General features: G+C 39.9%; 28 protein-coding genes. 14 read left to right on the top strand and 14 right to left on the bottom strand.

From position 1 onward, the window contains the following. Positions 1 to 473 precede the first annotated feature (473 nt). The 4 genes from BK575_RS28650 to BK575_RS14335 all read left to right on the top strand — a co-directional run bounded on the left by BK575_RS28650 (position 474) and on the right by BK575_RS14335 (position 1,888). Positions 474 to 647: a hypothetical protein gene (locus BK575_RS28650; protein WP_169907816.1), complete on the top strand. Its 174-nt coding sequence runs from the start codon at positions 474 to 476 to the stop codon at positions 645 to 647. After that, entirely contained in the window at positions 631 to 1,167 is a 537-nt protein-coding gene (locus tag BK575_RS14340; protein ID WP_078410983.1) for a hypothetical protein, read from the top strand. Before BK575_RS28650 ends, BK575_RS14340 begins: the two co-directional genes overlap by 17 nt. A gap of 217 nt (positions 1,168 to 1,384) precedes the next feature. Further along, a complete protein-coding gene (locus BK575_RS28645) occupies positions 1,385 to 1,558 on the top strand; it encodes a hypothetical protein (RefSeq protein ID WP_169907814.1) in 174 nt (57 codons plus the stop codon). 30 nt (positions 1,559 to 1,588) lie between these two features. After that, positions 1,589 to 1,888, top strand: coding sequence for a hypothetical protein (locus BK575_RS14335; protein WP_078410982.1), 300 nt, complete (start codon positions 1,589 to 1,591; stop codon positions 1,886 to 1,888). A 135-nt stretch (positions 1,889 to 2,023) separates the two neighbouring features. On the opposite strand, the gene BK575_RS14330 is transcribed toward BK575_RS14335, so the two are convergent. Next, the gene (locus BK575_RS14330; RefSeq protein ID WP_078410981.1) at positions 2,024 to 3,103 is read right to left on the bottom strand and encodes an S-layer homology domain-containing protein; all 1,080 of its coding nucleotides are present in this window, start codon (positions 3,101 to 3,103) and stop codon (positions 2,024 to 2,026) included. Between the two features lie 236 nt (positions 3,104 to 3,339). Between BK575_RS14330 and BK575_RS28090 the strand changes: the two genes are divergently transcribed. Continuing rightward, positions 3,340 to 3,507 carry an ABC transporter ATP-binding protein/permease gene (locus BK575_RS28090; RefSeq protein WP_139368041.1) on the top strand — a complete coding sequence of 56 codons (168 nt, stop codon included), beginning with the start codon at positions 3,340 to 3,342 and terminating at the stop codon, positions 3,505 to 3,507. A gap of 51 nt (positions 3,508 to 3,558) precedes the next feature. Here the strand turns inward: BK575_RS28090 and BK575_RS14325 are convergent, their stop codons facing one another. Both BK575_RS14325 and BK575_RS14315 read right to left on the bottom strand, forming a co-directional pair. Continuing rightward, a complete protein-coding gene (locus BK575_RS14325) occupies positions 3,559 to 4,578 on the bottom strand; it encodes an ion channel (RefSeq protein ID WP_078410980.1) in 1,020 nt (339 codons plus the stop codon). A gap of 256 nt (positions 4,579 to 4,834) precedes the next feature. Next, positions 4,835 to 5,083, bottom strand: a complete 249-nt coding sequence (locus BK575_RS14315) for an MFS transporter (RefSeq protein WP_078410978.1) — start codon at positions 5,081 to 5,083, stop codon at positions 4,835 to 4,837. A gap of 230 nt (positions 5,084 to 5,313) precedes the next feature. On the opposite strand from BK575_RS14315, the gene BK575_RS14310 reads away from it, so the two are divergent. Then, on the top strand, positions 5,314 to 5,754 hold the full coding sequence (locus BK575_RS14310) for a MarR family winged helix-turn-helix transcriptional regulator (RefSeq protein WP_078410977.1): 441 nt from the start codon (positions 5,314 to 5,316) through the stop codon (positions 5,752 to 5,754). A gap of 3 nt (positions 5,755 to 5,757) precedes the next feature. Continuing rightward, the gene (locus BK575_RS14305) at positions 5,758 to 6,174 is read left to right on the top strand and encodes an organic hydroperoxide resistance protein (RefSeq protein WP_078410976.1); all 417 of its coding nucleotides are present in this window, start codon (positions 5,758 to 5,760) and stop codon (positions 6,172 to 6,174) included. A gap of 134 nt (positions 6,175 to 6,308) precedes the next feature. Here BK575_RS14305 and BK575_RS14300 read toward each other — a convergent pair whose 3' ends face one another. The 6 genes from BK575_RS14300 to BK575_RS14280 all read right to left on the bottom strand — a co-directional run bounded on the left by BK575_RS14300 (position 6,309) and on the right by BK575_RS14280 (position 11,335). Continuing rightward, on the bottom strand, positions 6,309 to 6,632 hold the full coding sequence (locus BK575_RS14300; protein ID WP_078410975.1) for a hypothetical protein: 324 nt from the start codon (positions 6,630 to 6,632) through the stop codon (positions 6,309 to 6,311). Continuing rightward, positions 6,629 to 6,754: a hypothetical protein gene (locus BK575_RS29385; protein ID WP_268877733.1), complete on the bottom strand. Its 126-nt coding sequence runs from the start codon at positions 6,752 to 6,754 to the stop codon at positions 6,629 to 6,631. The genes BK575_RS14300 and BK575_RS29385 overlap by 4 nt, the downstream gene beginning before the upstream one ends. Positions 6,755 to 7,026: 272 nt before the next feature. Further along, positions 7,027 to 8,034 carry a FecCD family ABC transporter permease gene (locus tag BK575_RS14295; RefSeq protein ID WP_078410974.1) on the bottom strand — a complete coding sequence of 336 codons (1,008 nt, stop codon included), beginning with the start codon at positions 8,032 to 8,034 and terminating at the stop codon, positions 7,027 to 7,029. Further along, positions 8,031 to 9,041, bottom strand: a complete 1,011-nt coding sequence (locus BK575_RS14290) for a FecCD family ABC transporter permease (RefSeq protein ID WP_078410973.1) — start codon at positions 9,039 to 9,041, stop codon at positions 8,031 to 8,033. The genes BK575_RS14295 and BK575_RS14290 overlap by 4 nt, the downstream gene beginning before the upstream one ends. Positions 9,042 to 9,615: 574 nt before the next feature. Beyond that, positions 9,616 to 10,539 (bottom strand): iron-hydroxamate ABC transporter substrate-binding protein, encoded by a 924-nt coding sequence (locus BK575_RS14285; RefSeq protein WP_078410972.1) that lies wholly within the window; start codon positions 10,537 to 10,539, stop codon positions 9,616 to 9,618. Further along, a complete protein-coding gene (locus BK575_RS14280) occupies positions 10,490 to 11,335 on the bottom strand; it encodes an ABC transporter ATP-binding protein (protein ID WP_078410971.1) in 846 nt (281 codons plus the stop codon). Before BK575_RS14280 ends, BK575_RS14285 begins: the two co-directional genes overlap by 50 nt. 177 nt (positions 11,336 to 11,512) lie before the next feature. Between BK575_RS14280 and BK575_RS14275 the strand changes: the two genes are divergently transcribed. Beyond that, positions 11,513 to 12,583: an NAD(P)/FAD-dependent oxidoreductase gene (locus tag BK575_RS14275; RefSeq protein ID WP_078410970.1), complete on the top strand. Its 1,071-nt coding sequence runs from the start codon at positions 11,513 to 11,515 to the stop codon at positions 12,581 to 12,583. Between the two features lie 220 nt (positions 12,584 to 12,803). On the opposite strand, the gene BK575_RS29605 is transcribed toward BK575_RS14275, so the two are convergent. Continuing rightward, positions 12,804 to 13,265 carry a CBO0543 family protein gene (locus BK575_RS29605; protein ID WP_407984381.1) on the bottom strand — a complete coding sequence of 154 codons (462 nt, stop codon included), beginning with the start codon at positions 13,263 to 13,265 and terminating at the stop codon, positions 12,804 to 12,806. Further along, the gene (locus BK575_RS14265; protein WP_078410969.1) at positions 13,189 to 14,367 is read right to left on the bottom strand and encodes a DUF2515 family protein; all 1,179 of its coding nucleotides are present in this window, start codon (positions 14,365 to 14,367) and stop codon (positions 13,189 to 13,191) included. The genes BK575_RS29605 and BK575_RS14265 overlap by 77 nt, the downstream gene beginning before the upstream one ends. Positions 14,368 to 14,456: 89 nt before the next feature. Between BK575_RS14265 and BK575_RS14260 the strand changes: the two genes are divergently transcribed. After that, the gene (locus BK575_RS14260; protein ID WP_078410968.1) at positions 14,457 to 14,717 is read left to right on the top strand and encodes a hypothetical protein; all 261 of its coding nucleotides are present in this window, start codon (positions 14,457 to 14,459) and stop codon (positions 14,715 to 14,717) included. 84 nt (positions 14,718 to 14,801) lie between these two features. Here BK575_RS14260 and BK575_RS14255 read toward each other — a convergent pair whose 3' ends face one another. Beyond that, positions 14,802 to 16,016 carry an MFS transporter gene (locus BK575_RS14255; RefSeq protein WP_078410967.1) on the bottom strand — a complete coding sequence of 405 codons (1,215 nt, stop codon included), beginning with the start codon at positions 16,014 to 16,016 and terminating at the stop codon, positions 14,802 to 14,804. Positions 16,017 to 16,268: 252 nt separating this feature from the next. On the opposite strand from BK575_RS14255, the gene BK575_RS14250 reads away from it, so the two are divergent. After that, on the top strand, positions 16,269 to 17,432 hold the full coding sequence (locus tag BK575_RS14250) for a DUF3231 family protein (RefSeq protein WP_268877732.1): 1,164 nt from the start codon (positions 16,269 to 16,271) through the stop codon (positions 17,430 to 17,432). A gap of 133 nt (positions 17,433 to 17,565) precedes the next feature. On the opposite strand, the gene BK575_RS14245 is transcribed toward BK575_RS14250, so the two are convergent. Beyond that, a complete protein-coding gene (locus BK575_RS14245) occupies positions 17,566 to 17,793 on the bottom strand; it encodes a hypothetical protein (RefSeq protein WP_078410965.1) in 228 nt (75 codons plus the stop codon). A gap of 416 nt (positions 17,794 to 18,209) precedes the next feature. Between BK575_RS14245 and BK575_RS14240 the strand changes: the two genes are divergently transcribed. From BK575_RS14240 to spxA, 4 genes are all read left to right on the top strand, one after another. After that, entirely contained in the window at positions 18,210 to 18,503 is a 294-nt protein-coding gene (locus tag BK575_RS14240; RefSeq protein WP_078410964.1) for a hypothetical protein, read from the top strand. Between the two features lie 435 nt (positions 18,504 to 18,938). Beyond that, positions 18,939 to 19,133, top strand: coding sequence for a hypothetical protein (locus BK575_RS14235; RefSeq protein ID WP_078410963.1), 195 nt, complete (start codon positions 18,939 to 18,941; stop codon positions 19,131 to 19,133). 444 nt (positions 19,134 to 19,577) lie between these two features. Next, the gene (locus tag BK575_RS14230) at positions 19,578 to 19,856 is read left to right on the top strand and encodes a hypothetical protein (protein WP_078410962.1); all 279 of its coding nucleotides are present in this window, start codon (positions 19,578 to 19,580) and stop codon (positions 19,854 to 19,856) included. A 428-nt stretch (positions 19,857 to 20,284) separates the two neighbouring features. Continuing rightward, positions 20,285 to 20,680, top strand: coding sequence for a transcriptional regulator SpxA (gene spxA / locus BK575_RS14225; RefSeq protein WP_078410961.1), 396 nt, complete (start codon positions 20,285 to 20,287; stop codon positions 20,678 to 20,680). Positions 20,681 to 20,708: 28 nt separating this feature from the next. On the opposite strand, the gene BK575_RS14220 is transcribed toward spxA, so the two are convergent. Continuing rightward, positions 20,709 to 21,542: an HAD-IIB family hydrolase gene (locus BK575_RS14220; protein WP_078410960.1), complete on the bottom strand. Its 834-nt coding sequence runs from the start codon at positions 21,540 to 21,542 to the stop codon at positions 20,709 to 20,711. Position 21,543: the final 1 nt, after the last annotated feature.

Below are 21,543 nucleotides of genomic sequence, written 5' to 3'. Positions count from 1 at the left end.
TTCTCCAGGTTTGGATATTTTTGATGATAGATGTACAAGTTATTTATAAAGTGAACGTTTCATTAATCGAGGGCTGATAGGGCAGAGGGAAAATAGGAAAGCTTAGCGTTGTAATGGAACGCAGTAAGTACAATGGCAGGTGACATATGTTTCTCATTTTTTTAGCTTTTATATGTATATCGATCATCTTGCTTTTATCATTAAGGTTATTGAGGAAGAGACTTGATTCTTTAGAGATATTCATCCACCTTATGTTCACTTCATACTTTTGCCAAATATTTTTCTACATGATTTCTTCACCATATGAACGATTAAGGGTGGTGGAAGAACATTTTCCTTTTTGGTCGGCGCGGCTTCAGTATGGGGTAATCTTTCCGGTACTGTTAATGTGGGTGCTGTCCTTTTTACGGGGCCAGCATCGTCTGTCAGCAAAGGTAAGCATTTGTTTTTTGTGGGTAGCAGGAGGGATTTTGGTGGAGAAAATCTTGCTCATTATCGGAGTACTGGAATCGAAAGCGGAAAGCTGGTATCCGTCGATTGATTTTGTGTTAGCGATGATCGTTCTCTCTTGTTCTATTTATTTTTTCGAGATATTGCCTGGAATACTTCGTAAAGAAAAGATGATTAAACATGAAGAAGATATATGAAGACGCCTTAAAGCCTATCCTTCCCGAAAAATTTGATGAAAATGAATGGTTCGCGATAGCGATTGTCATGATTGTATGTGCTTGTATTTACTACATCACAGTTAAAAAACGAACGCTTCTTTGGACAGAAATTATCTGTATTTTCCTGTTGAATTTGCAGCTGACAACAGTAGGAGACTATTTTCTGGCGATGCCTCCATATGACTTTTACGACACGGTAGACAGAAACAGCGGTGAAATTACGGATATCTTTCTGCAAAACATCGTCTATCCGGGTTTTTTCCTCTTTTTAATGCACTTTTATAAAGGATGGAAACCAAATAAGTTATGGTTTATAGTAGGATGCAGCCTTCTCTTAACGGGATTGGAGGCTGTTTCTGTACATATATTTCATTTGTTTACCTACAAAAGCTGGAAGCTATCTTATTCGGTGATGTTTTATTTATTGATTGCTATTATGAATGTCATTTTCTTTGAAAGGCTTAGTGTATTCATTAAAAAGCGAAATGATGGCTGGTGAAATAAGGACTTTTATTTTAGTTGGCCATCATTTCGTTATAGGTTCGAACAGTCTTAATTAGAGCGCTTTTGCAGAAAAGTTTCCACAATACGATTTCTCCGATGTCCACTCTATAAATGGAATAATTTACTATATCTGCTTGTTAGCTCTTTTGACAACTTCTTTGATTCTTTTTATACCGGATGGTTCAATAAAAGAAAAAAGGAGTGGAGAGCGCATGATGTTGTCACATGATTTAACAATGGAGCAAAAAGAGTATGTGAAAGAATTGAAGAGAAGAATAGGGCAAGCGAAAAATTCTCAAGAGCGACAAGAAATGGAAACACAATTGAACCATTTTCTTGAACGATTATTTCTTGAGTATAAATTAAGACGTCGAGGCGAATTATGAAAAAACTTCCGTTCGAGCGGAAGTTTTTTGATGGAAGCGATTCGTTTTGATGGAAACTTCCTTTACTCTGTTTCCACGGAAGGAAGAATAAGAGGAGTTGTGCTCTCGGGAGGGATGGAGGAAATGGATAACATGGTGAGATTGGGGACGGCTTCTTGTGCTCCTGATGCCGAACTCCTGTCAGCGGAAGGGATGGAGGCGCAGTTTCCAAAGTTGACGATGCCGCCGCTTTCTACTTTACCAATTTTCACGGAACCGAAAATAAAGGTCATTTTTCTTCACCTCGCTCTATTATTCCTATTATATGTAAGAAGGGAAGAGCTTGTATAAGGAAAGAGTGGAAAAGCGGTGCAATCAATGGCTAAAAAACATAAAGGAATGGCCTTTTTGAAAAAGAAGCGAAAAAGGGGTGCGGCAAGCACCTTTTATGGGCTTTCCACACCCCTTTTATAAGAGGGATTTCTTTTATTTATTCACTGAAAGCAATGGCATGTCTTCTAAGTCTTCATCGTAAGGAACAAAGTTATAGATTTTCCACTGTCCGTTTGCATCTTTCTTCAATGAATATTCCCCTGACATGTCCACATCCATTTTGAAGCTGTCATTACCGAATTTCATTTCAAGATAGTATTGAATATCTGTTACTTCGATTTTGGCATAGTTGTTGCTTAACGAAAGCGTATCTACATTGAACTCTTCATCGGCTTTCATGGTCATTTCAGCATCTTCGCCGTAAATGTCTTCATACATTACAAGGGAATCAAGGCCCATTGCGCGATAGTAGCCAGTTGTGTTGCTGTTATATAATTTAGTAAGTTCCGCTGTATCCATTGTTTCTGCTGCTTTATTTTCAGCTAGAATATGGCTGCGTAAGAAGCTTTCCAGCTCCGCTTCATTCGGAAGGTCCGATTTTTGCTGCCACATGGCACGGTGAATCATTAAAATTCCTTGAGCGCGAGTGGCCAAAGCATAAGGCTTAAACGTATTTCCGTAGCCGTTAATAATGCCGTTTGCTGCAGCTTCATGAATTGGCGTATAAAATTCATCATTTGGTACATCCGTAAATGTTTTTCCAATCGGATTAAACGTTACGTCCGCTTTCACTGCACGGTGAATGAAAGCCGCCATATGATTACGCTTAATTTTTTCGTATGGATTAAACTTGCCGTTATTTCCATTTACGATCCCAAGACCGCTTGCGATTTCCACGTATGGGGCAAACCAATCATTCGCCTTTACATCCGAGAATGTTTTAGCCGGTGCATCACTTTTTAAATTCAAAGCATTAACCAGCATTTTTACGAATTGGGCACGCGTAATGTTATCGTAAGGTTTTACATATACATATCCTTCTTCATCGACTTTTCCGTCGATAATATCTGCAGACATGAAATCATCGATTTCCTCATAGGCAAATGGGATGGATTCTGGATCTACGTCTTCGGCAATGTACATATCCGATGTTTTTTCCGCTGCAAAAGCTGCGTTGAAAGGTAGTAGAGTTGCAGTCATCAATCCTGCTAAAAAGACGCGAAATTTTTTCACAATTGTTCTCCTCTCAAAAACTACTAAAATAGTTGATTACATAGAGGATTTTACTCTTTTACAAGAAGTTTGTCATTAGGGAAAATGATGGAAATAACTACATGGAGATGGGCAAGGAACGCCCATCTCCATGTAGTTATACCTAAGCGTTTGGGAAGCTCCCTTGCGGGTTCTTCCCAAACACTTATACGAGACACTTATTGTTATAGAATGAGAGTCGAAGGCTTCATATATCGATGATTTTGGAGGCTGATCAAATTGTCGTCATGCAAGAAGGAACGGTTACAGGTATGGGGACACATGAAGAATTAATGAGCAGCCATGACTTTTACCGTAAACTCGCCCAGCAGCAATTTCAGCGGGATGACAAAATGGAGAATGAGAATAGGGAAGTTCTTCATTAAAAAAGGCAGCTTGCTTTAGCGAGCTGCCTTTTTTAATGAAAAGTATTCCAGTTAAGAGAATTTCGAGAATGCTTCATCGTCACAGACAATAAACAGCATATCATCTTGTTGAATGGGGTGTTCTTTATTTGACAAAAAGTTCATATCTTCATTGATGGAAATGAGGATGGCCCCTTGTTCAAATAATGATAAATAAGCGTCACGTACTGTTTTCCATTCTGGCAGGGGTTTAATTTCGTGAATGTTGCTGCCGTATTTTTTGCTGAGAAGCTGGCGAAAGATATTTGTTGTTCCCGGATGAAGAGTGGCACGGGCCATCAGTCGGGAAACGGAATCATTCGATAAAATGAAATCATCGACGTTTACATGTTTAAACTTTCCGATATGACTCTCTTTGCTGATCTCGACGATCGTATGGATATTTTGTTCGTATGTACGGGATAGCGATTCAACTGCTGTGGCGATAAGAAGCGTTTTTCCATCCGCAAGGGTAGAATCATCAATGGAAGAATCAGAAAAAATGCAAACCCTTTTAGCGTGTAAAATATTCGCTTTCAATAAAGTGGCTTCTTCTGACGGATCTCCTTGTACGTAAAAAATTTGATCATGTTCATACGGTACAGAAGGGGATGTATCAATCAGTACAATTTCCGCCATCGGTTCGGTTGCCAAAACTTCTTCGATGGCGTCTTTCGTTTTTTTTGAATAAGTGATATAGATGTAATGCTCTTTTCGCTTATACACTAATTTTCCCTCCGTTTTCAAGCGAGTATATGTCGAAACCGAATCGACGAGCCTTGAAATAAGCAACCCGATGACCCCGATTCCAAATAAAAACAAAAACATGCCGACAAGTCGGCCTTCCGTTGTTTGCGGGGAATAATCTCCATATCCGACGGTCGTCAATGTCGTCATGGTCCACCATAAGCCTTCAAATAAAGTCGGAAACGTTTCCGGCTCCAGCAAGTGAATGGAAAAAGTCCCAAATGAAATGATGGCCGCTGAGAGGAGCAGAATCGTCACAAATTTTAATTTAATCAATTTCCTCCAAAGTTGAAAAAAGATATGCATCTTAAAAAGCCTCCTTTCTTTTATTCTACCAAAAAACATCTGATCGATTTAGCAAATTGGGCATGGCAAAAGAACGGCCAATTTGCCAACCTTAAGCGGATTCAAGTTGTCTGGATAACCGATTGTGAATATTTTTCAATTGGATGGAGATGTGTTAAGGCTATTATATTAATCTATAAAGAGTAACGGCATCCGTTTAGGCATAAAGCAAGGGACATGGGGGCAAGCCCATGTCCCTTGCTTTATTTATATATCATCAATAAGAATTTTTTTCAGCAATACTGTATTCTTCAAGAAGTCCTATGAATAATCCGAATCCGAACATGACCATGGCTGATCCCATGACGCCCAGGCTTAACATAGTGAGAAAGAAATCACGGTTGTAATCGCTTACAAGGAAACTTAAAAGGAAAAGAACTCCACCAATAATAAGCTGTACCGTTGCAATAGATTTGCACATTTCTGTCATATTATTTTTATTTGTTTGACCTTTAAAGCGTTTCATTTGATCATCCCCTTTGTCTTTGTCCCTTGAATAAAAAATAACATAATGTTCACAAATTTGCAACAATTAGTTCAAAAAATCGTCACAAAATATGAAAAATTTTCTTGTTTACATATTTTTTTCCACATAGGCGGAGATTAAAAGCAACAGGAAACATTAGTGTTGACTTTTCATTTATATTGTTTAAAATTAAATTGTGCACAATTTAATATAAAGAAGGATGCCGCCTTATGAATGAAGAACAATATTTAAAGCTTGAAAACCAATTATGTTTTGCGGTTTACGCCTGCTCAAAGGAAATCACTAAATTGTACCGAGAGCATTTGGAAGAAATGAATCTGACGTTTCCTCAATATTTGGTGATGCTCGTTCTTTGGGAGAAAGATGAACGGACGGTTTCCGATATCGGAGAAAAACTATATTTAGACTCGGGTACTCTTACTCCCATGTTAAAAAGGATGGAACAAATCGGATTGATCCAACGTGTACGTCTGAAAGAAGATGAACGGAAAGTGGCGATTTCTTTGACGGAGCAGGGGAAGGCCTTAAAAAAACAAGCCGCATGCATCCCTAAAAGCGTCGCGCCGAGATTTGGCATTACGAAAGAGGAGTACCTCGATTTATTAATGAAATTGAATCAACTGACTGCTCAATTACGAAAGGGAGAATAAGAAATGGAAGCATTATACACAGCGACTGTAACGGCAACAGGAGGCCGTAATGGAAAAGTACAATCAGAAGACGGGATTATCAATTTGAATGTGAAAATGCCGAAAGCACTAGGTGGAAGCGGGGAGGCTGCTACAAATCCGGAGCAATTATTTGCGGCTGGATATGCGGCTTGCTTTGACAGTGCATTAAATCTTGTCATTCGCCAAAAGCGTGTGAAAGTTGAAAGCACAGAAGTAACCGCCCATATTTCCATCGGCAAAGATGCAGACGGAGGCTTCGGTTTAGCGGCCGTATTGGATGTGAAGGTGGAAGGAGTAAGCAAAGAAGAAGCGCAGCAGCTAGTTGAAGCGGCGCATCAAGTTTGTCCGTATTCAAAAGCGACAAGAGGAAATATAGGAGTCCAGTTGAACGTCCTTTAACGGTTTTTTGTACAATGAAACTTCTATTACTGTTTTGACAAACAACATATAAAAAGATCTATTCGGATTGTGGAATAGGTCTTTTTATTTTTCGCACGACTGTAACACGTAATCTAGTTTAAACTACTTGGTTACTAGTGCAGTAGAGGATTTACAGGAAAATCGGGGGAAATTTGTTTAAGTTCGACTTTCATAAGATCTGAGTTGCGGAAGAAGAGGGTGGGTTCATTCATTTGATCACTTGTTCTTTGTCCGACGAATGAAAGTTCAAGTCTCTCCACACCTTCATCAAGATTTCCTTTCATATAAAAATGAAGGATATCACCTGGTTGGGCAATAGAAGAAAAGAAGAGTGTTTTCGTCAGGCAGCTATTGGGAGGAATCAATTGAACATCATCAGGATAAGTAATCACAGGTCCTGTGCCATCAGAAACATCGGTGAACAATTGGAATTTCAAATCTCTATCAGATGGATTTCTAATTGAAATATGAACAACATCGGGGGGCCGCCTTCAGGATCACCTGTGATTCTTCCCGGAATTTTCATCGGTCCTGTGGAGAGAATCAGAACATTACTCATAACTGATATCAGCCTCCTTTTTAAATCTGGTCATATATACTATGAGAAACGGAGAAAGGTGGATATGGACAAAGTTCCTAAGGGTTTTGTCTCATTTTTTTCGCTTCGGGGACACAATGTGTAATCAGTATAGAGAACGGTCATTGAACTGCCCCGCCTTATTTTTTTACGAAAATTTGAAGGAGGATCACTTTTTTCTGGACTAATAAACAATCCCTTGAGAATAACAGATTCCCAAGGGATTGTTTGCTGATTCAGCGTTCGTACGATTTTTATTTCTTCAATAATAAATAGACGAAATACGGTGCGCCGATCAATGCGACCATGATACCCGCCGGGATGCCGTCGGGAGAGGCCACATTGCGTCCGATCGTATCTGCAAGCAGTAAGAGCCATCCGCCAAGCAGAATTGCGATGGGGATGAATAGCTGGTTTCTCGGCCCGACTAAAGCCTTTGCGATGTGCGGGGCTATTAGTCCGATAAAGGTGATGCCTCCCGTGACAGAAACGGCTGCGGCTGCGAGCGCAACAGCTGTCAGCATTAAGACAATGCGTTCTTTTTCGATTGATACGCCAACCCCGATCGCCACAGGTTCGCTTACTCCAAGGAGATTCAATCGATTTGCTTTATATAAAGTAAACGGAATGAGGATAATCAGCCATGGAAGAATCGCCCAAATAAAAGGCCAATCAGTCCCCCAAATATTTCCGTTCAGCCATTTAGCGATAAAATCTACTTTTGCACGTTCAGCAGATGAAATAAGGACGATCATCAATCCGGAAAATGCCATGGCAAACCCAACCCCGACCAGTACTAGTTTTACCGGCTGCAGACCCGTGTTTTTGTTATACGAAAACACATAAAGCAGGCATGCCGTCAGCAGAGCACCAACAAATGCCACAAGCGGCAGCAAGTACACAAAGGAACCCGCATCAATTGGGAAAAACAAAAAGAAAATGGCAACGGCGACACCTGCTCCGGAGTTAATTCCTATGATTCCGGGATCAGCCAAATCATTTCTTGTGATTCCTTGCAAAATTGCACCGGATAAGGCAAGGGCCATGCCTGCTAACAGTGTAATGATCATCCGTGGCAATCGAATGGAAAATAAAACAAATTCCTCTTTAAATGTTCCTTGACCGAGGATGGTTGGAAGTAGTCTGTCATAGGAGAGGGAGGCGTATCCCATACCCATTCCCAAGACGACGGAAATTAGAATAAGTGCCAGTAATAGAAAGAGAATCAGTCGTTGTTTTTTCAGTAAAGCGGGTTGAATCATGAGAATGCTTTCCCTCCTTTATGCACGATAAACAGGAAGAAAGGCAACCCAATTATCGCAATAATGGCCGCTACAGGTGTTTCATATGGTGCATTAATCGTCCGGGCGAGTGTATCGGCCAAAAGCATGAAAACGGCACCTGCAATGACTGACATCGGGATGATAAAACGATAATCTGTTCCGACGATGGCACGGACGATATGAGGAACCATTAAACCGATGAAGGCCATGTTCCCAACAAGGGCAACAGAAGCGCCGGCAAGCAGAATAATCACAATAAAAAGAATGGTTTTGATGGCTACTATCTTTTGTCCTAAGCCAATGGCTACTTCTTCACTTAAGCTAAGGATGGTAAGCTGCCGAGAGAAGAAAAGGGAAATTAGAATCCCTGCCGAAATGAACGGAACGATGACTTGAAGCTGGTTCCATGTCGTACCAGTCATTCCTCCTGCCGTCCACATGGATATATCCTTTGAAATTTTAAAGTAAATGCCGATGCCTTCTGCAATCGCGTAGAGGAAGGCAGATACAGCCGACCCGGCCAATACGATTCGAAGAGGGGAAAAGCCGCCCTTTTTCATTGCGCCAATACCGAACACCATTATCGTCCCTGCAGCCGATCCGATAAAGCAAGTGATCATGATACCAAAATAATTGATGGAAGGCACGAATGCAATGGTAATCGCCAATGCCGCGTAAGCCCCGGCAGTCAGCCCGAGCAGGCCTGGATCGGCGAGCGGATTTCTCGTCAGTCCCTGCATGATGGCGCCGGAAACGGCGAGGGCAGCGCCAACAAAAATGGCCGCCACTTCACGCGGCAAACGAATCTCCCGGATAATGGAGATTTTATCACCGGCAGCATTAGAAGTAAGGGCCAGCCATACATCTTTGATGGTGGTATCCGCCGCTCCAAATACCATGGCAATAATAAACGCCCCGATAAACAGAAGCAATCCTGCAAGCAGTTTATAGACAAATGGAATGGAAGGTTGAGTTTGTTTAGTCATAGGTCTCACATCTTTTCTTTTATAGAATATATAGATCGATTTAGAAGATTCGACATGACCAAAGAACGGACATGTCAAATCTTCTAGAGACACCCCCCTTGCGGGGTTGGCGCTATCCGCTTAGATGAACCCTTTAGGGTAGATTCAAGTGGTCTGGACCACCGATTGTGAATAATTTTCGATAAAATGAAGCCGTGTCGAGTTATTAAGTGGAATGTATATAGAATAAAGAAGCGGTGTCACATAAGTTTGAAACGGATCACCTTGATATTTAAGGCTCTTTTCTAAAAGATTGTTGTTTTTAGATAGGTTTCTTGAAAGATAACCGTTTAAGGTTGGTTGGAGCGGAAGGTGCGAGACTCCTGCTTAGAGCAGCGGGACAGGTGAGACCCCACAGGCTGTAAGCCGAGGAGGCTCACCGCACGCCCCGCGGAAAGCGAGCAACCTGGAGTGGAAACCACTCCCCACCATTTGTTAAATAGCAACAAAGTTTGCGAAAACAGCCATATTTAAAGAAAGGCCCTGTCACGAACCCCCATGATTTTATGGGGTTCATGACGGGCCTTTTGTCGTATTACTCACCGAGAAAACTTTTCTTAAAGTAATCTAATTGCATATCTAACGTTAATGGATCATTAAAGTAAAATTCTTTTGAATTGACTTCGAATACTTGATTATTTTTAACAGCCGGAATGTTTTTGTATGTTTCGGTTTCCTGGAATGAATTGTCCGTATCCGCATTCTTGCTCAAAATCATATAGTCTCCGGCGAACTCAGGAAGGACTTCCGCTGATAGGGCATAGTAACCGTCTTTTAACGCCATTTCTTTTACTTTTTCAGGCATTTTTAATTTCATTTCTTGATATAGAATTTCTGTACCGCGTCCCCAGTTATCGCCGAACACGTAAAGCTGTTTATCCCAGTTTTCAATGACAGAAACAGTAGTATCTTCACCGATTTTCGCTTTAATGTCCTCACCGGCTTTTTGGGCGCGTTGTTTGAAGTCATCGACCCAAGCTTGTGCTTCTTTTTCTTTATTTAACAGTTTACCGATTTCTACGTGTTGTGTTAAATAATCTACTTTTCCGTATGTATACGTGACAGTAGGAGCAATTTCTTTTAATTTATCAACGTTCTTAATATTGGATAAACCGATGATGAGATCGGGCTCCAATTCAATGATTTTTTCCAAGTTTTCATCCGATACTTCTTCCGCATCTTTTAATTTGTCGGCAAAGCGCGGGTTCATTTTAGACCATGAATCAACTCCGACAACATTAACGTCTAAAGCCATGACATTTCCTGCGAATGAAGAAAGGACGACAACGCGCTGCGGATCGGCGGGAACTTCAACAGGACCGTTTTCCGACTCATATGTAATTGTTTCCGGCTTGTCAGCTTCTTTGGCAGATTCATTGTTGTTTTCGGTTGACTTGTTGCTGCAGGCACTAACCATGAGCACGAATAACAGTAGGAATGGAATCAAAAGTTTCTTCATCTTGTTGTTCTCCTTTTAGTAGGTTGTAGGTGACACACATTGGTTTGTTTGTTCGGGGATCTTTTCCGATTTCGGCATCAATCTGAAACACTTTTTTTAGCACATCACGGCGAATGACCTCTTCACAGCTTCCTGCTTTCACGATTTCTCCGTCTTTTAAAGCGATAATATAATCGGCAAAACGAGCTGCCTGGTTTAGATCATGGAGGACCATGACAATCGTGCGCTCTTGTTCCCTATTCAGTTTTTGCAGCAGTTCCAAAACTTCCAGCTGGTGTGCCATATCCAAATAGGTTGTTGGTTCATCAAGAAAGATAATGTCGGTTTCTTGGGCAAGGGCCATGGCGATCCAAACGCGTTGGCGCTGGCCTCCTGATAGGGCATCTACCGGACGGAATTTAAAGTCTTTTGTGCCTGTGACCTCCAGTGCCCAATCAATGACTTCATAATCTTTTTTCGTTAGGCGGCCAAAGCCTTTTTGATAGGGAAAGCGGCCATAGGATACGAGCTCACCGACCGTCAATCCGCTTGCACTTTCCGGTGTTTGCGGGAGAATCGCCATTTTTTTCGCAAGTACCTTTGTGTTTTGCTTTAAAATATTCTCTCCGTCTAATACGACTGTTCCAGATTGAGGTGAAATAAGGCGGGTAATCGCTTTTAATAGCGTAGATTTCCCGCATCCATTCGACCCGATAATGGTGGTGATTTTTTTGTCTGGAATTTCAACGCTGAGATCCTTCACTATTAAGCGTTCACCGTAGCCGATGTGCAAGTGATCTGTATATAGGCGAACCATTTGTTAACCCCCGTTTTGATAAAAGTTAACTGATAATGATTATCAGTATCGGATAGTTACATACTATAATTCTTTTATTATATTGTCAACAGGCATTGTAAAAATGATGAAAAAGAGGTATTATCTTAATTAACGATGATAATGATTATCAATATTGATTGTCAGGAGTGAACGGAAATGGAAAATGAAGAATTATTTGATGTAACGGTAATCGGAGGGGGGCCGGCAGGGCTTTACTCGACTTTTTACAGCGGACTGCGAGAAATGAAAACGAAGCTCATTGAATATCAGCCGCAGTTAGGTGGAAAAATCCATGTATATCCTGAAAAAATGATTTGGGATGTTGGAGGGCTGACGCCCATTTCAGGAGCTCAATTAATTGAACAGCTTGTAAAGCAAGGACTAACCTTTAATCCGACAGTCGTGTTGAATGAAAAAATAGAGTCGATTACACGGAATGAAGAAGGTGTATTTATACTGCAAGCCGCTTCAGGGCAGAGACACTTTTCCAAAACGGTCATTGTGGCCGTCGGCAGCGGGATATTGAAGCCTCAAAAGCTTGAAATAGAAGGTGCGGAGAGATTTGAAGTATCGAACTTAAACTATACGGTAAAGTCTTTAAAGCGTTTCCAAAATAAAACGGTTATCATTTCTGGTGGAGGAAATTCTGCCATCGATTGGGCGAATGAACTGGAGCCGATCGCCAAACAAGTTTATTTGACTTATCGAAAAGAGGCGTTGGCAGGCCACGAAGCGCAAGTCACTCAACTCATGAACAGTTCTGCTGTTTGCTTTTTCAATACATCCATTACAAAGCTAATGGCTTGCTCTAATCATGAAGTGATTGAACGGGTCGAATTGACCAATCATGAGACAGGGGAGATTTCTTATTTGCCTGTCGATGAAGTGGTCATCAATCATGGTTACGAGCGGGATGCAACATTGCTTGAAAATAGCGAGTTGGATATTGTGCTTGCGGATCAGTATTATATTTCAGGGAATGCCAACAGTGAATCTTCCATCCCTGGACTTTACGCGGCAGGAGATATTTTAAAGCATGATGGAAAGCTGAACTTGATCATGGGGGCTTTTCAGGATGCAGCGAATGCCGTAAACAAAGCAAAGCAGTATATCCAGCCTGACGCCAGCAGCAGTGCAATGGTTTCTTCCCACAATGAAATCTTTAAAAAGCGCAATCGGGAATTAGTGAAGCACATGATGCAATCATCTAGTCCGATGGCTTTGTAGTCGCTTATGCGTAATGAATTTGACATAGGCGTTTTTTGCTTATGTCAAATTCATTATGTGGATTTATATATATAAATCCCAGTTAATTTTTTAACATATTCAATAGCTGATCATGTAGATATATTTGTAAGTGTGGCAGTACTTACAGTGATTTTTTCTCTATAGCCTAATGTTAAATTATTTAATTGGGCTTATATATTTTGTTATTAGATAATGATTTTTAATCGAAATCCATCATCCAACGGTAAAATCTCCAAATAACTATCCAAAAAATTATATATCCCCAAAATGAATATAGATGATTCCACTTACCATGGTGGGTAAACCATCCGATTTTTTCTGTATATTGTTCAATGAAAAATCCCATAACACTGATCATAAAGATGATTGATACTCGTATGTACGGCCCCACTTTTGTGGCGACAAATAAAAAGAGAGCAGTAAAGAGGGGAAGTATGAATAAAGTAAAAACAATATTGATGGAGAATATGTCAGAAAAAGGTCTAGCTGGAAAGGTATACAATTCTTTGCCAACAAAAAATAAGTCTAAATACGTCCCGACTAAAGATGCAAAAAGAACTGCTGTAATATATGCATTGCGACTGTTATTCTTGTCTGAGGAATATTGCTTTTTTTGTAGTGATGGTAAGCTCGATTTTCTTAAGTGTTTTACAGTATTCATCATGAATGTCCCTTCCTTCATATTGTTCATCTTCTATTAAATAGTCGATGATCCTCCAATCATCAAACCAGTCGCCTTTTTCTGCTTTTGGATGATCAATATTTTCCCAGGCAAATTGTAATGGAGGGCTGTATATTCGAACTGCGCCTTTTTTTAATTGGCAATTTTCTATTCGGCGCCGATAAACCGAACCCGGTAATGATTCATTAACATGATGAAACAAATCATTCCAGTAATCGCTTCTAGAACCAGTATGCTGGTGTTTACCAGTCCAAAGCAAGACACCCTGTAAAATGTTTTGACGGTGAAAAAGCAGTGAATACAGCCGTTTTCCTAGCATGATTCGCTCATGCAGTGACGTGAAATGCTGTAATGTATCACCGATTAATTTTGGTTTTTCGTTCTGCTCATCTGTATTAAAAGGAAAAATAATGTGATTCAATCGCAAAAAATCATACAATTTAAAACTAATCGTGTTTATTACCGTTCTTTTAAAATCCTGATTTTGAATGATTCCTTTTTCTAAATAGCTTTGTTCATTAATAATCGTTGCAATTGCTAGAAGAGTACTATCGTTATAGTGCCAAAAATGATTCCACATCGTTTCCATAAACGTTGAAACATTCAAATAGGGAAGAAGATAAAACAGATTTTTGTTTCTTTTTACACTTTGGTCATAAAGTAAAAATTGTGGAAATACATCTTGAAAGATTAACCAGTTTCCGCGTTCCAAAAATAAAAAGAAATGTCGTTGTTCCTTTTCGGATAATAGTCTTGAGAGAAGATCTCCTTTTAAGTCGGTCATATTCCAACCACCGTTTCGAGATACCATATGGCCGAGCAGTGCCCAGTGGATTTCGGGGTGTTCAAGATAAAAGTTAAAATACGCCTGTGTTCGTGTCACATTATTTAGATTATATTTTCTCGTAATATCTTTAATGTTATTGATAAGTTTGATCTCATCTTTCGTTAAATTTAGTTTTGCTGCCATTTTCGGTTTCATTTTACTTTTGTTCTTTAATTCTATTTTTATCTCAATAAGCGATTTCAGTCCCCTTTGATTTAGCGGTTTGAATTTCTTTCTTTCGTGGCTCCAAAGCATGTTTCACCCTCCCGTGCCATGAATGTTCTTTATAAAAAAGAATATGTATGTGGAAAAGTTGCTTTTAAAAAGGGGAGGTTAACAATAACATGAAGCAAAGGGTCGAAGCGGAGATTAATCGATTGGTAACTATCTTTGTAAAAGATCAAGCTTCCGACGGGTCCTGGTCTTACCCAGTTGAAACGGGCATTTCAACGGATTGTTATATGATTATCTTATTACGTACTTTGGAAATAAATGATGAAGAGTTGATCCAATTAAGCATGGGAAAGTGTAACCATTATAATAAAAAGAAAGGCTGGGTCAAAAAAGTCGTTTATCAACGACCTTTTGACCCAGCTTCTCTTTGAGTAGAAAGCAGGTGGTTTTGCTTTATTTTAGAGTACCTTAATTCCATTGTTTGGACAAGGAGATGGGCAGCTTACCTGACACGATTAAACCGCGCGAGTGGATGTTTCACTTTTCTCTCCAGCTAGTTGACGTCGATACCTTGTGTAAAAGATGATCGTCATCAAGAGAGAGAAGCTTCCAAACGTGACCGTCATGAATTGCAGTCCGACCGCATCAAGGAGAAAACCTGTAATGAGCAGGATGACCTGGAAAATCAGGCGTTCGAGCATATTCCGGAACGAGAAGAACCGGCCGTGATAATCTTTTGGCACCCTTGTTTGAAAAATGGTAGCGGCAGTCGGGAAGAAACACCCGACAGAAAAGCCGAATACAGCAAAAGCGAAAACAGCCATTGCCGGAATATCAGCTAAATAAAGGAGCAGCTGGGACAGGCCGATCAAAAATGAACAGAAGAATAAAATCGCATAAGGCGAGCTTTTACGGCTGATCTGTTTGACAAAAAAAGCCCCGATCATAAAGGATAGTCCTTCAGCCGTATAGAGCCAGCTCTTGATAGCGGAACTGTTTTGCAGTTCGCTGATGTTGATGACAATCAAGTTAAAGCCCCCAATGAATAGAAGGGGAACCAGCGTCATCACGAGGGTCATAAAGACAATCGGAAGCCCTTTTAGGACAGGAAACAAGTCTTTAAAGTCCGTTTTGGAAGGAGTTGCTTTGTCTGATGCCTGTACTGCCTGTTTTTCGTCAAAGTGTAAAAACCAAGTAAGGATAAATAAGCCTAAATAGGCGACGAGCGAGGCGACATAGAGCATCGACAGTGACATGACGACTAACAAGATGCCGGCAACCGCCGTTCCTAACACGCGTGACAGCGAAGAGACGTTCATATAAATGCCGTTTAGCTGAAGCAAATCCTTTTCATCGACCACAAGCGGAATGGCAGCTTGCAAGGCAGGGAAATAGAAAGCTGCAGAAACTTGTATGAAGATGAGAAAGATGATCATCCACCATATCGAGCCTGTCTGAATCGCGATGAGCATGAAAATGACTCCGACGGTCCTAGCGAACCCTGCAATCAGCATGACCTTTTTTTTACTTGTTTGGTCAGTAATCCGTCCTGCCAGGGGGCCAAACGCAACACCTGCCAGCAAGCCGACAGCCAAAATGACGGCTTTCAAAAAGTCAGACGGTACCTTTTCTTGCATAAACTCTAGATTTCCGATAATGCCAAGCCACAATCCTAGGCCTGCAATGAAATCTCCGATTAATAAAATCCATACATTTTTGTTTTTCCACATAGGAATAACCTCTCCATTTTTTATTTCGCTTCTCTAAAGATACTGCATTTTTGTTTTTTAATAAATCTTTTTTTATTCAAAGCACTTTTTATATGAATCTAGAAGCTTTCAGAATTCCATTAAAGATTTGGCACAGTAAGGTCATATCATCGGTGCTATATTCTTTAATAGACAAAAGTATTATGGTGTTTTTAGGAGATAATGATGGAATAATGAGAACATAAGGTTAATCTGTACTTAAATCGTTCTTTTTTGCTGAGAGGAAAGCAGATTGCACAAAAACATATGGATTTTTTTAGCGATATGTTAAAAAAGGAGGACTTGCCTGCCACGATGTCGTGGGATACGGCTGTTTCCGATTCAACAAAGAAAGTCTTTTCGGACAAGTTGATCATTTTCATGACAAGAGATATCCCCGTCTATTTTTTTGGGATAATAAATAACAGCATGACAGAAGAGGAGGGAGGGCTTATAATAGTTGCAGGAATAAGAAAAGGTGGGAGACACGTGCAGCATGGTGAAAGCGGAAAGTCTATCGGCCTGCCGTTAGTCATTTCAATTATTGCAATCTCTTTTTCAGCCATTTTCGTCAAATGGTCAGATGCGCCGGCTTCTATTTTAAGCATGTATCGCTTATGGCTGGCCAGTCTTTTATTGGTACCGATTGTATGGAAAAAGCGGGAGGAATTCCGAAAAATAACGAAAAAGGACGGGATTTTTCTATTTTGTTCCGGCTTCTTTTTAGCGCTGCATTTCGTGCTTTGGTTCGGATCTTTGAAGCTGACGACCGTCGCAAGCTCGACAATCATTCTTGCCCTGCAGCCAATCGTATCGCTGGTGGGCGGCTTTTTTCTGTTTAAAGAACGAACAACGCTTCCTGCATTGATGACAATGGGGATTGCCATTGTCGGGGCCGTGATGATCGGCTGGGGAGATTTCGGATTAAGCAAAGAAGCCATTCTTGGTGATATTCTTTCATTTTTAAGCGTCATTGCCGTTGTCGGATACTTATTGATCGGACAAAGTACGGTGAAAAAAGTATCCCATTGGATTTACAGTTTTTGCGTTTTTGTTTCTGCGTCCATCATTTTGACGATATATAATTTGGGAACGGGAACGGAACTTGGCGGATATGAAGCGCGTGAATGGGGGATTTTTCTATTATTGGCGACCGTTCCAACATTATCGCATCTTATTAATAACTGGCTCTTAAACTACGTAAATGCCACGACTATCTCCATGAGCATTTTAGGAGAACCGGTAGGAGCAACGGCACTGGCGGTTGTTTTATTGGGAGAGCGCCTCGTTGGCTGGCAAATCGTCGGAGGTTTGCTTGTTCTATTTGGAGTCTTTCTCTTTTTGATTCAGCAGCAAAGAAGGATTCCATACAAAAAAAACGTACAGCAAGAGGCATAGGATGAATAAAATAAGAGAAAACATGACAAAAGAGCATTTGCCTTAAGGCAAGTGCTTTTTTGTTGGAGGATTTGGTGGCTTTTAATATAAGCTCATTACAAGGACATAAACTGTGTTTGCCTTAGAGGTTAGCTCAAAAGCTTTCATGATCGAAATCTGTGACTAATCCCAACTGGCGCTTCATTTTTCTAATACGCTTCTGATGTCGGGAAACTTTGCGCTTCATTCCGGTATATTGCCATGTTAGTCGGCCAATTCGATGTTCAAGCCGGTCGACTTGCCTCTTTTGCTGCTCGAGCTGCTGCTTCGTGTAATCTAAACCTTCATTCATATCTTTGTTCTCTTTTTTGGTCTTAATCATCTTCCCCTCCTTTTTCGAATCAATATAGTGTATGTACAAGCCGAATGAGACGTCTCGGCTTTTATAAGAGGTCAATCGTGGATTTTATATACATAAAAAAGAACGAGGAAACTGCCTTAACGTTCAAGGCAATTCCTCGTTTAATCATACAAGGAGGAGTGAAATATACTTTATTCTATTCTCTTATTTCTATTATGACTGTACACTCGTCCAATCTATGAGCCTATTTTTGCTAGAATTACTAGATTTCTATTATATATTCGCTCGACAACCTAGAAAGAAATCTTGTAAAAAAGGGCGCACTCACTTTATTTTTAATAGAGAAAATAGACAAGTGTACAAGCAAAAATAGTAAATTTTAATATATTGTATTACACCTTAAAAGAAAGGAGAAAAATTTATGTCTGGATATTGGTATGACGGCTGTTACTATTGGTATTCATATGGGCATGATTGCCGCTGCTTTCATTCTAGTGATTGGCGTGATGATTGTCGCTGTTCTCATCCGCCTAAGCGTCGACATGATGATTGTCGCTGCTCTCATCCGCCTAAGCGCCGGCATGATGATTGCCGCTGTTTTGAATCATCTAGGTTTTCAAATCATAAGAAAGAGGGTCATAAAATGGACGATTGCAGAAGAAAACGGCACGATGACTGCTGTAAAGATTGTAAAAAAGAAAAATGCGATTGCTGCTGTGTACCGGGGATAAAGGAACAATTTAGAAGAGGACAGACTGTTGTTATTTTTGTAGATAACACTTTCTTTGGAGTTGCCATTGCAGGTAAAGTGATGTGTGTAGATTGTGATACCGTTACACTAGGACCTCCTGGAGATTATGATGATCCAGTTGGTACACCAATTATAGATATTAGGAATGGTGCTAGTGGCACATTTTCACTTTGCGACATCAGCGCAGTATTCCCAGTTTAAGATTGTGGATAGAGTTAACACCTATTTTTGTAATATCTGTGATTAATAAGCTTTAAATTTGATAGAGGGGCAAGACTAGAGATAGCTTGCCCTGCTATCTTGTTCTTACAATCTGTAAGAGTCTCACGTAGATTATTTTAAACAGGAACTCTTCGTGAGTCCGTTTTTTTGAGTATGGATAAAGAAAAAATAGAGGAAGGGAGTTTTAGTGGCAATGTCAAACGAAAAGGCTTCTATTTTAAAAGCCATGGATATGTTACCTGAAGGAGTCTATAAAGAGGTATACAAAAAAGTAGTAACCCAACTGCTTAGTGAAAATAGCAGCAATAGAATGAAGATGGATGAGCAATTTATTCAAGAGTTAGTCAATATGGTTGGCCAAAACGGTTCTCGTAAAAAAAATAAGTAATGCATCGAAAAAAATCTCTCGCTAAACGATTCTAATCACCATGTTTATCATATGACAATGAAAAGCCCACGGATTTTCGCCATATTGGTCTTACCCCTGTCAAGTAGACAGTGATTAAAAAGCTTAAGCAGCCAGTGTGTTTCAGTACTCTGCCGGAACACACTGGTTTCATTTTTTGGAAAGAAAAAGAGTTTACATTTAACTAAAGAAATATCGAAAAATGTCGAATTTACACAAGGGAGTGTAAGTTAAATTAAAGCATTAAGTGGCTGGAATAGGGGGCTTAAGAAATGGAAAAGAACTTTCCTATTATGGATATAGCAAGCATTATGGAATTATTAATTGACTAAACTAATAACAAAATATATCATTGGAGAATTTTTTAAATCTTGCAGGAAAAACTCTAATTTTGTCGAAAATTAAGTACGGAAGGAGATGGTAAAAGTGATTTATGAGAGAGATAAAGAATTAGAAGAGTTTCTTGATTCTCTATCACCTATTGTTCGGGATGTCTTTAAATACATGAGAGAAGAATACGAACGTATTACAAACTACGGAGAAATTTACAACCCTAAACAGCATGATCCTATGGTAGCTAAATTTGCTAGCAGGAGGTTTAACATACAAGCTAAAGAAGCTGCTGAAATTTGCGTTAATGTGCAAATAATGATTGGTGAATTTCAAATAAAACGATTGGAAAAAGAATTAGTTTTAGTGAAATGAACTTACACAAAAGCTACTCAGAAAAGAGTGGCTTTTTATTTTGGATAAATACCTATGGGCTAAATTTAATCAAAGCTGGAAGTGGGTGTGATATAGTGGCAAGACGAAGAAGTCCAATACGTTCCGAAGAAAGAAATAATGGAAATTGACAAAAGCGTAAAAGATACATATAATTACATTAAATTAAAGATAATTATTTCCGAGATAATTGAAAATCAAGCAAAATACAACGAATGAAGCTAAGTGGTTTTGTATTTTCGTAAATCCATCTTTAATTTATATCCAATATATCTCGAATTAAAAAATAATGAATGGATAATAAATGGTTTGCAAATTATTAAATAGATGTCAGCAGAGGAAAAAGACATCGGGATATTGAAATGTGGATATATGCAAAAAGCATATACTGTTTATAGGGAGTGAAAACGATGATTACATTATATACTTCACCAAGTTGTACATCGTGCCGAAAGGCGAAAGCATGGCTGGAAGAGCATCAACTGGAATATGAGGAAAGAAACATTTTTAAAGAACCGTTAACCGTAGAGGAAATCAAATCCATCATCCGATTGACGGAAGAAGGGACAAAAGAGATCATCTCTGAACGTTCAAAAGTGTTTCAACAATTAGAAATCGATTTAGATGACTTAACACTAAACCAATTATACAAATTGATCATCGACCAACCTGGAATTTTGAAAAGACCGATTATTTTGGATGAAAAGCGGGTCCAAATCGGGTTTAACGATGACGAAATCAGAAGCTTTTTACCACGGAAAGTAAGAGAAGTTCAAATTCAGAGCATCTTAAAGGCGGTAAATTAATTTCTGCTGATGTAAAAGGCCAATCCGATTAGGGTTGGCCTTTTACAATATGCTCTAAAGTTGTTAAAATGCCTTTCGAATACCGGTCAGCGGTAATGTGGGCATGCTTTGCTTTGGCTTCTTCTGTTGCATTTGCCAGCAAATAGCCGAATTCTACACTCTTCAGCATGTTCAAGTCATTCCCGCTGTCTCCGAAAGCCGCGGCTTGTTGCCGCGATAAACCGTGCTTCTGCAGAATGTAGCGGACAATTTCTCCTTTTCCGGTTCCGAGCGGGATGAAATCGATATCATATGCGTCCTCAGGATCTCCCGCTAAAGGATTACAGCGATTGATATTAATGCCCACTTCATGAAGAGCAGCTGTTTGTCTGATCGTTTCCAGCGCTTCATGATCAGCACCTTGTGAATAGTAATAAAAATTATGCTTATACTTGGAGATGCCCATTTGTGTTTGCGGTTCCAGCACAATGCCGCTTTGTTTTTCTAAAAGAGAGCGGATGGCATGGATGGTTTTCTCGTTAAAATGTTGGCTGTTTATTTGTGTCAGCCATTCTCCATCTGTTTGCACGGTGCCGTCTTCATGAAAATAAGTGATTTCCGTTCCTAAATCGCTGGCGATAAAATGCGGCAAATAACGCATCCCGGCTTTTTTCATTTTATCGAAGACAGAATCCAGGCTGCTCCCTGTGACCCAGCCCAATCGCAATCCTTTTTCTTCGCTTTGCTTCCGGATAAATTCTTCGAGATGATAGATGTTTCTTGTTAATTTTTCATTCAGGTGATGAGGGAAATACGTTTCATCAAAGTCACAAAATACGATGAATGCAGTCTCTTGTCGTTCAGGCAATGGAATAAAAGACATG

The organism is Priestia abyssalis, assembly GCF_002019595.1.
In the GTDB taxonomy this organism is placed as follows: Bacteria; Bacillota; Bacilli; order Bacillales; family Bacillaceae_H; genus Bacillus_BA; species Bacillus_BA abyssalis.
The sequence above is the reverse complement of the archived record's forward strand: the minus strand, read 5'-3'. Positions and strand labels throughout refer to the sequence as shown.

What these genes read in the sequence shown, in the direction of transcription:
- BK575_RS14325 (WP_078410980.1), bottom strand. Translation starts at nt 4,578, where the DNA reads ATGCATATCTTTTTTCAACTTTGGAGGAAATTGATTAAATTAAAATTT.
- BK575_RS28645 (WP_169907814.1), top strand. Translation starts at nt 1,385, where the DNA reads ATGATGTTGTCACATGATTTAACAATGGAGCAAAAAGAGTATGTGAAA.
- BK575_RS14295 (WP_078410974.1), bottom strand. Translation starts at nt 8,034, where the DNA reads ATGATTCAACCCGCTTTACTGAAAAAACAACGACTGATTCTCTTTCTA.
- BK575_RS14305 (WP_078410976.1), top strand. Translation starts at nt 5,758, where the DNA reads ATGGAAGCATTATACACAGCGACTGTAACGGCAACAGGAGGCCGTAAT.
- BK575_RS14275 (WP_078410970.1), top strand. Translation starts at nt 11,513, where the DNA reads ATGGAAAATGAAGAATTATTTGATGTAACGGTAATCGGAGGGGGGCCG.
- BK575_RS14245 (WP_078410965.1), bottom strand. Translation starts at nt 17,793, where the DNA reads ATGATTAAGACCAAAAAAGAGAACAAAGATATGAATGAAGGTTTAGAT.
- BK575_RS14310 (WP_078410977.1), top strand. Translation starts at nt 5,314, where the DNA reads ATGAATGAAGAACAATATTTAAAGCTTGAAAACCAATTATGTTTTGCG.
- BK575_RS29605 (WP_407984381.1), bottom strand. Translation starts at nt 13,265, where the DNA reads ATGAATACTGTAAAACACTTAAGAAAATCGAGCTTACCATCACTACAA.
- BK575_RS14335 (WP_078410982.1), top strand. Translation starts at nt 1,589, where the DNA reads ATGGAAGCGATTCGTTTTGATGGAAACTTCCTTTACTCTGTTTCCACG.
- BK575_RS28090 (WP_139368041.1), top strand. Translation starts at nt 3,340, where the DNA reads ATGATTTTGGAGGCTGATCAAATTGTCGTCATGCAAGAAGGAACGGTT.
- BK575_RS14290 (WP_078410973.1), bottom strand. Translation starts at nt 9,041, where the DNA reads ATGACTAAACAAACTCAACCTTCCATTCCATTTGTCTATAAACTGCTT.
- BK575_RS14265 (WP_078410969.1), bottom strand. Translation starts at nt 14,367, where the DNA reads ATGCTTTGGAGCCACGAAAGAAAGAAATTCAAACCGCTAAATCAAAGG.
- BK575_RS14235 (WP_078410963.1), top strand. Translation starts at nt 18,939, where the DNA reads ATGTCAAACGAAAAGGCTTCTATTTTAAAAGCCATGGATATGTTACCT.
- BK575_RS14255 (WP_078410967.1), bottom strand. Translation starts at nt 16,016, where the DNA reads ATGTGGAAAAACAAAAATGTATGGATTTTATTAATCGGAGATTTCATT.
- BK575_RS14340 (WP_078410983.1), top strand. Translation starts at nt 631, where the DNA reads ATGAAGAAGATATATGAAGACGCCTTAAAGCCTATCCTTCCCGAAAAA.
- BK575_RS14260 (WP_078410968.1), top strand. Translation starts at nt 14,457, where the DNA reads ATGAAGCAAAGGGTCGAAGCGGAGATTAATCGATTGGTAACTATCTTT.
- BK575_RS14220 (WP_078410960.1), bottom strand. Translation starts at nt 21,542, where the DNA reads ATGTCTTTTATTCCATTGCCTGAACGACAAGAGACTGCATTCATCGTA.
- BK575_RS14285 (WP_078410972.1), bottom strand. Translation starts at nt 10,539, where the DNA reads ATGAAGAAACTTTTGATTCCATTCCTACTGTTATTCGTGCTCATGGTT.
- spxA (WP_078410961.1), top strand. Translation starts at nt 20,285, where the DNA reads ATGATTACATTATATACTTCACCAAGTTGTACATCGTGCCGAAAGGCG.
- BK575_RS29385 (WP_268877733.1), bottom strand. Translation starts at nt 6,754, where the DNA reads ATGAGTAATGTTCTGATTCTCTCCACAGGACCGATGAAAATTCCGGGA.
- BK575_RS14315 (WP_078410978.1), bottom strand. Translation starts at nt 5,083, where the DNA reads ATGAAACGCTTTAAAGGTCAAACAAATAAAAATAATATGACAGAAATG.
- BK575_RS14240 (WP_078410964.1), top strand. Translation starts at nt 18,210, where the DNA reads ATGACGGCTGTTACTATTGGTATTCATATGGGCATGATTGCCGCTGCT.
- BK575_RS14280 (WP_078410971.1), bottom strand. Translation starts at nt 11,335, where the DNA reads ATGGTTCGCCTATATACAGATCACTTGCACATCGGCTACGGTGAACGC.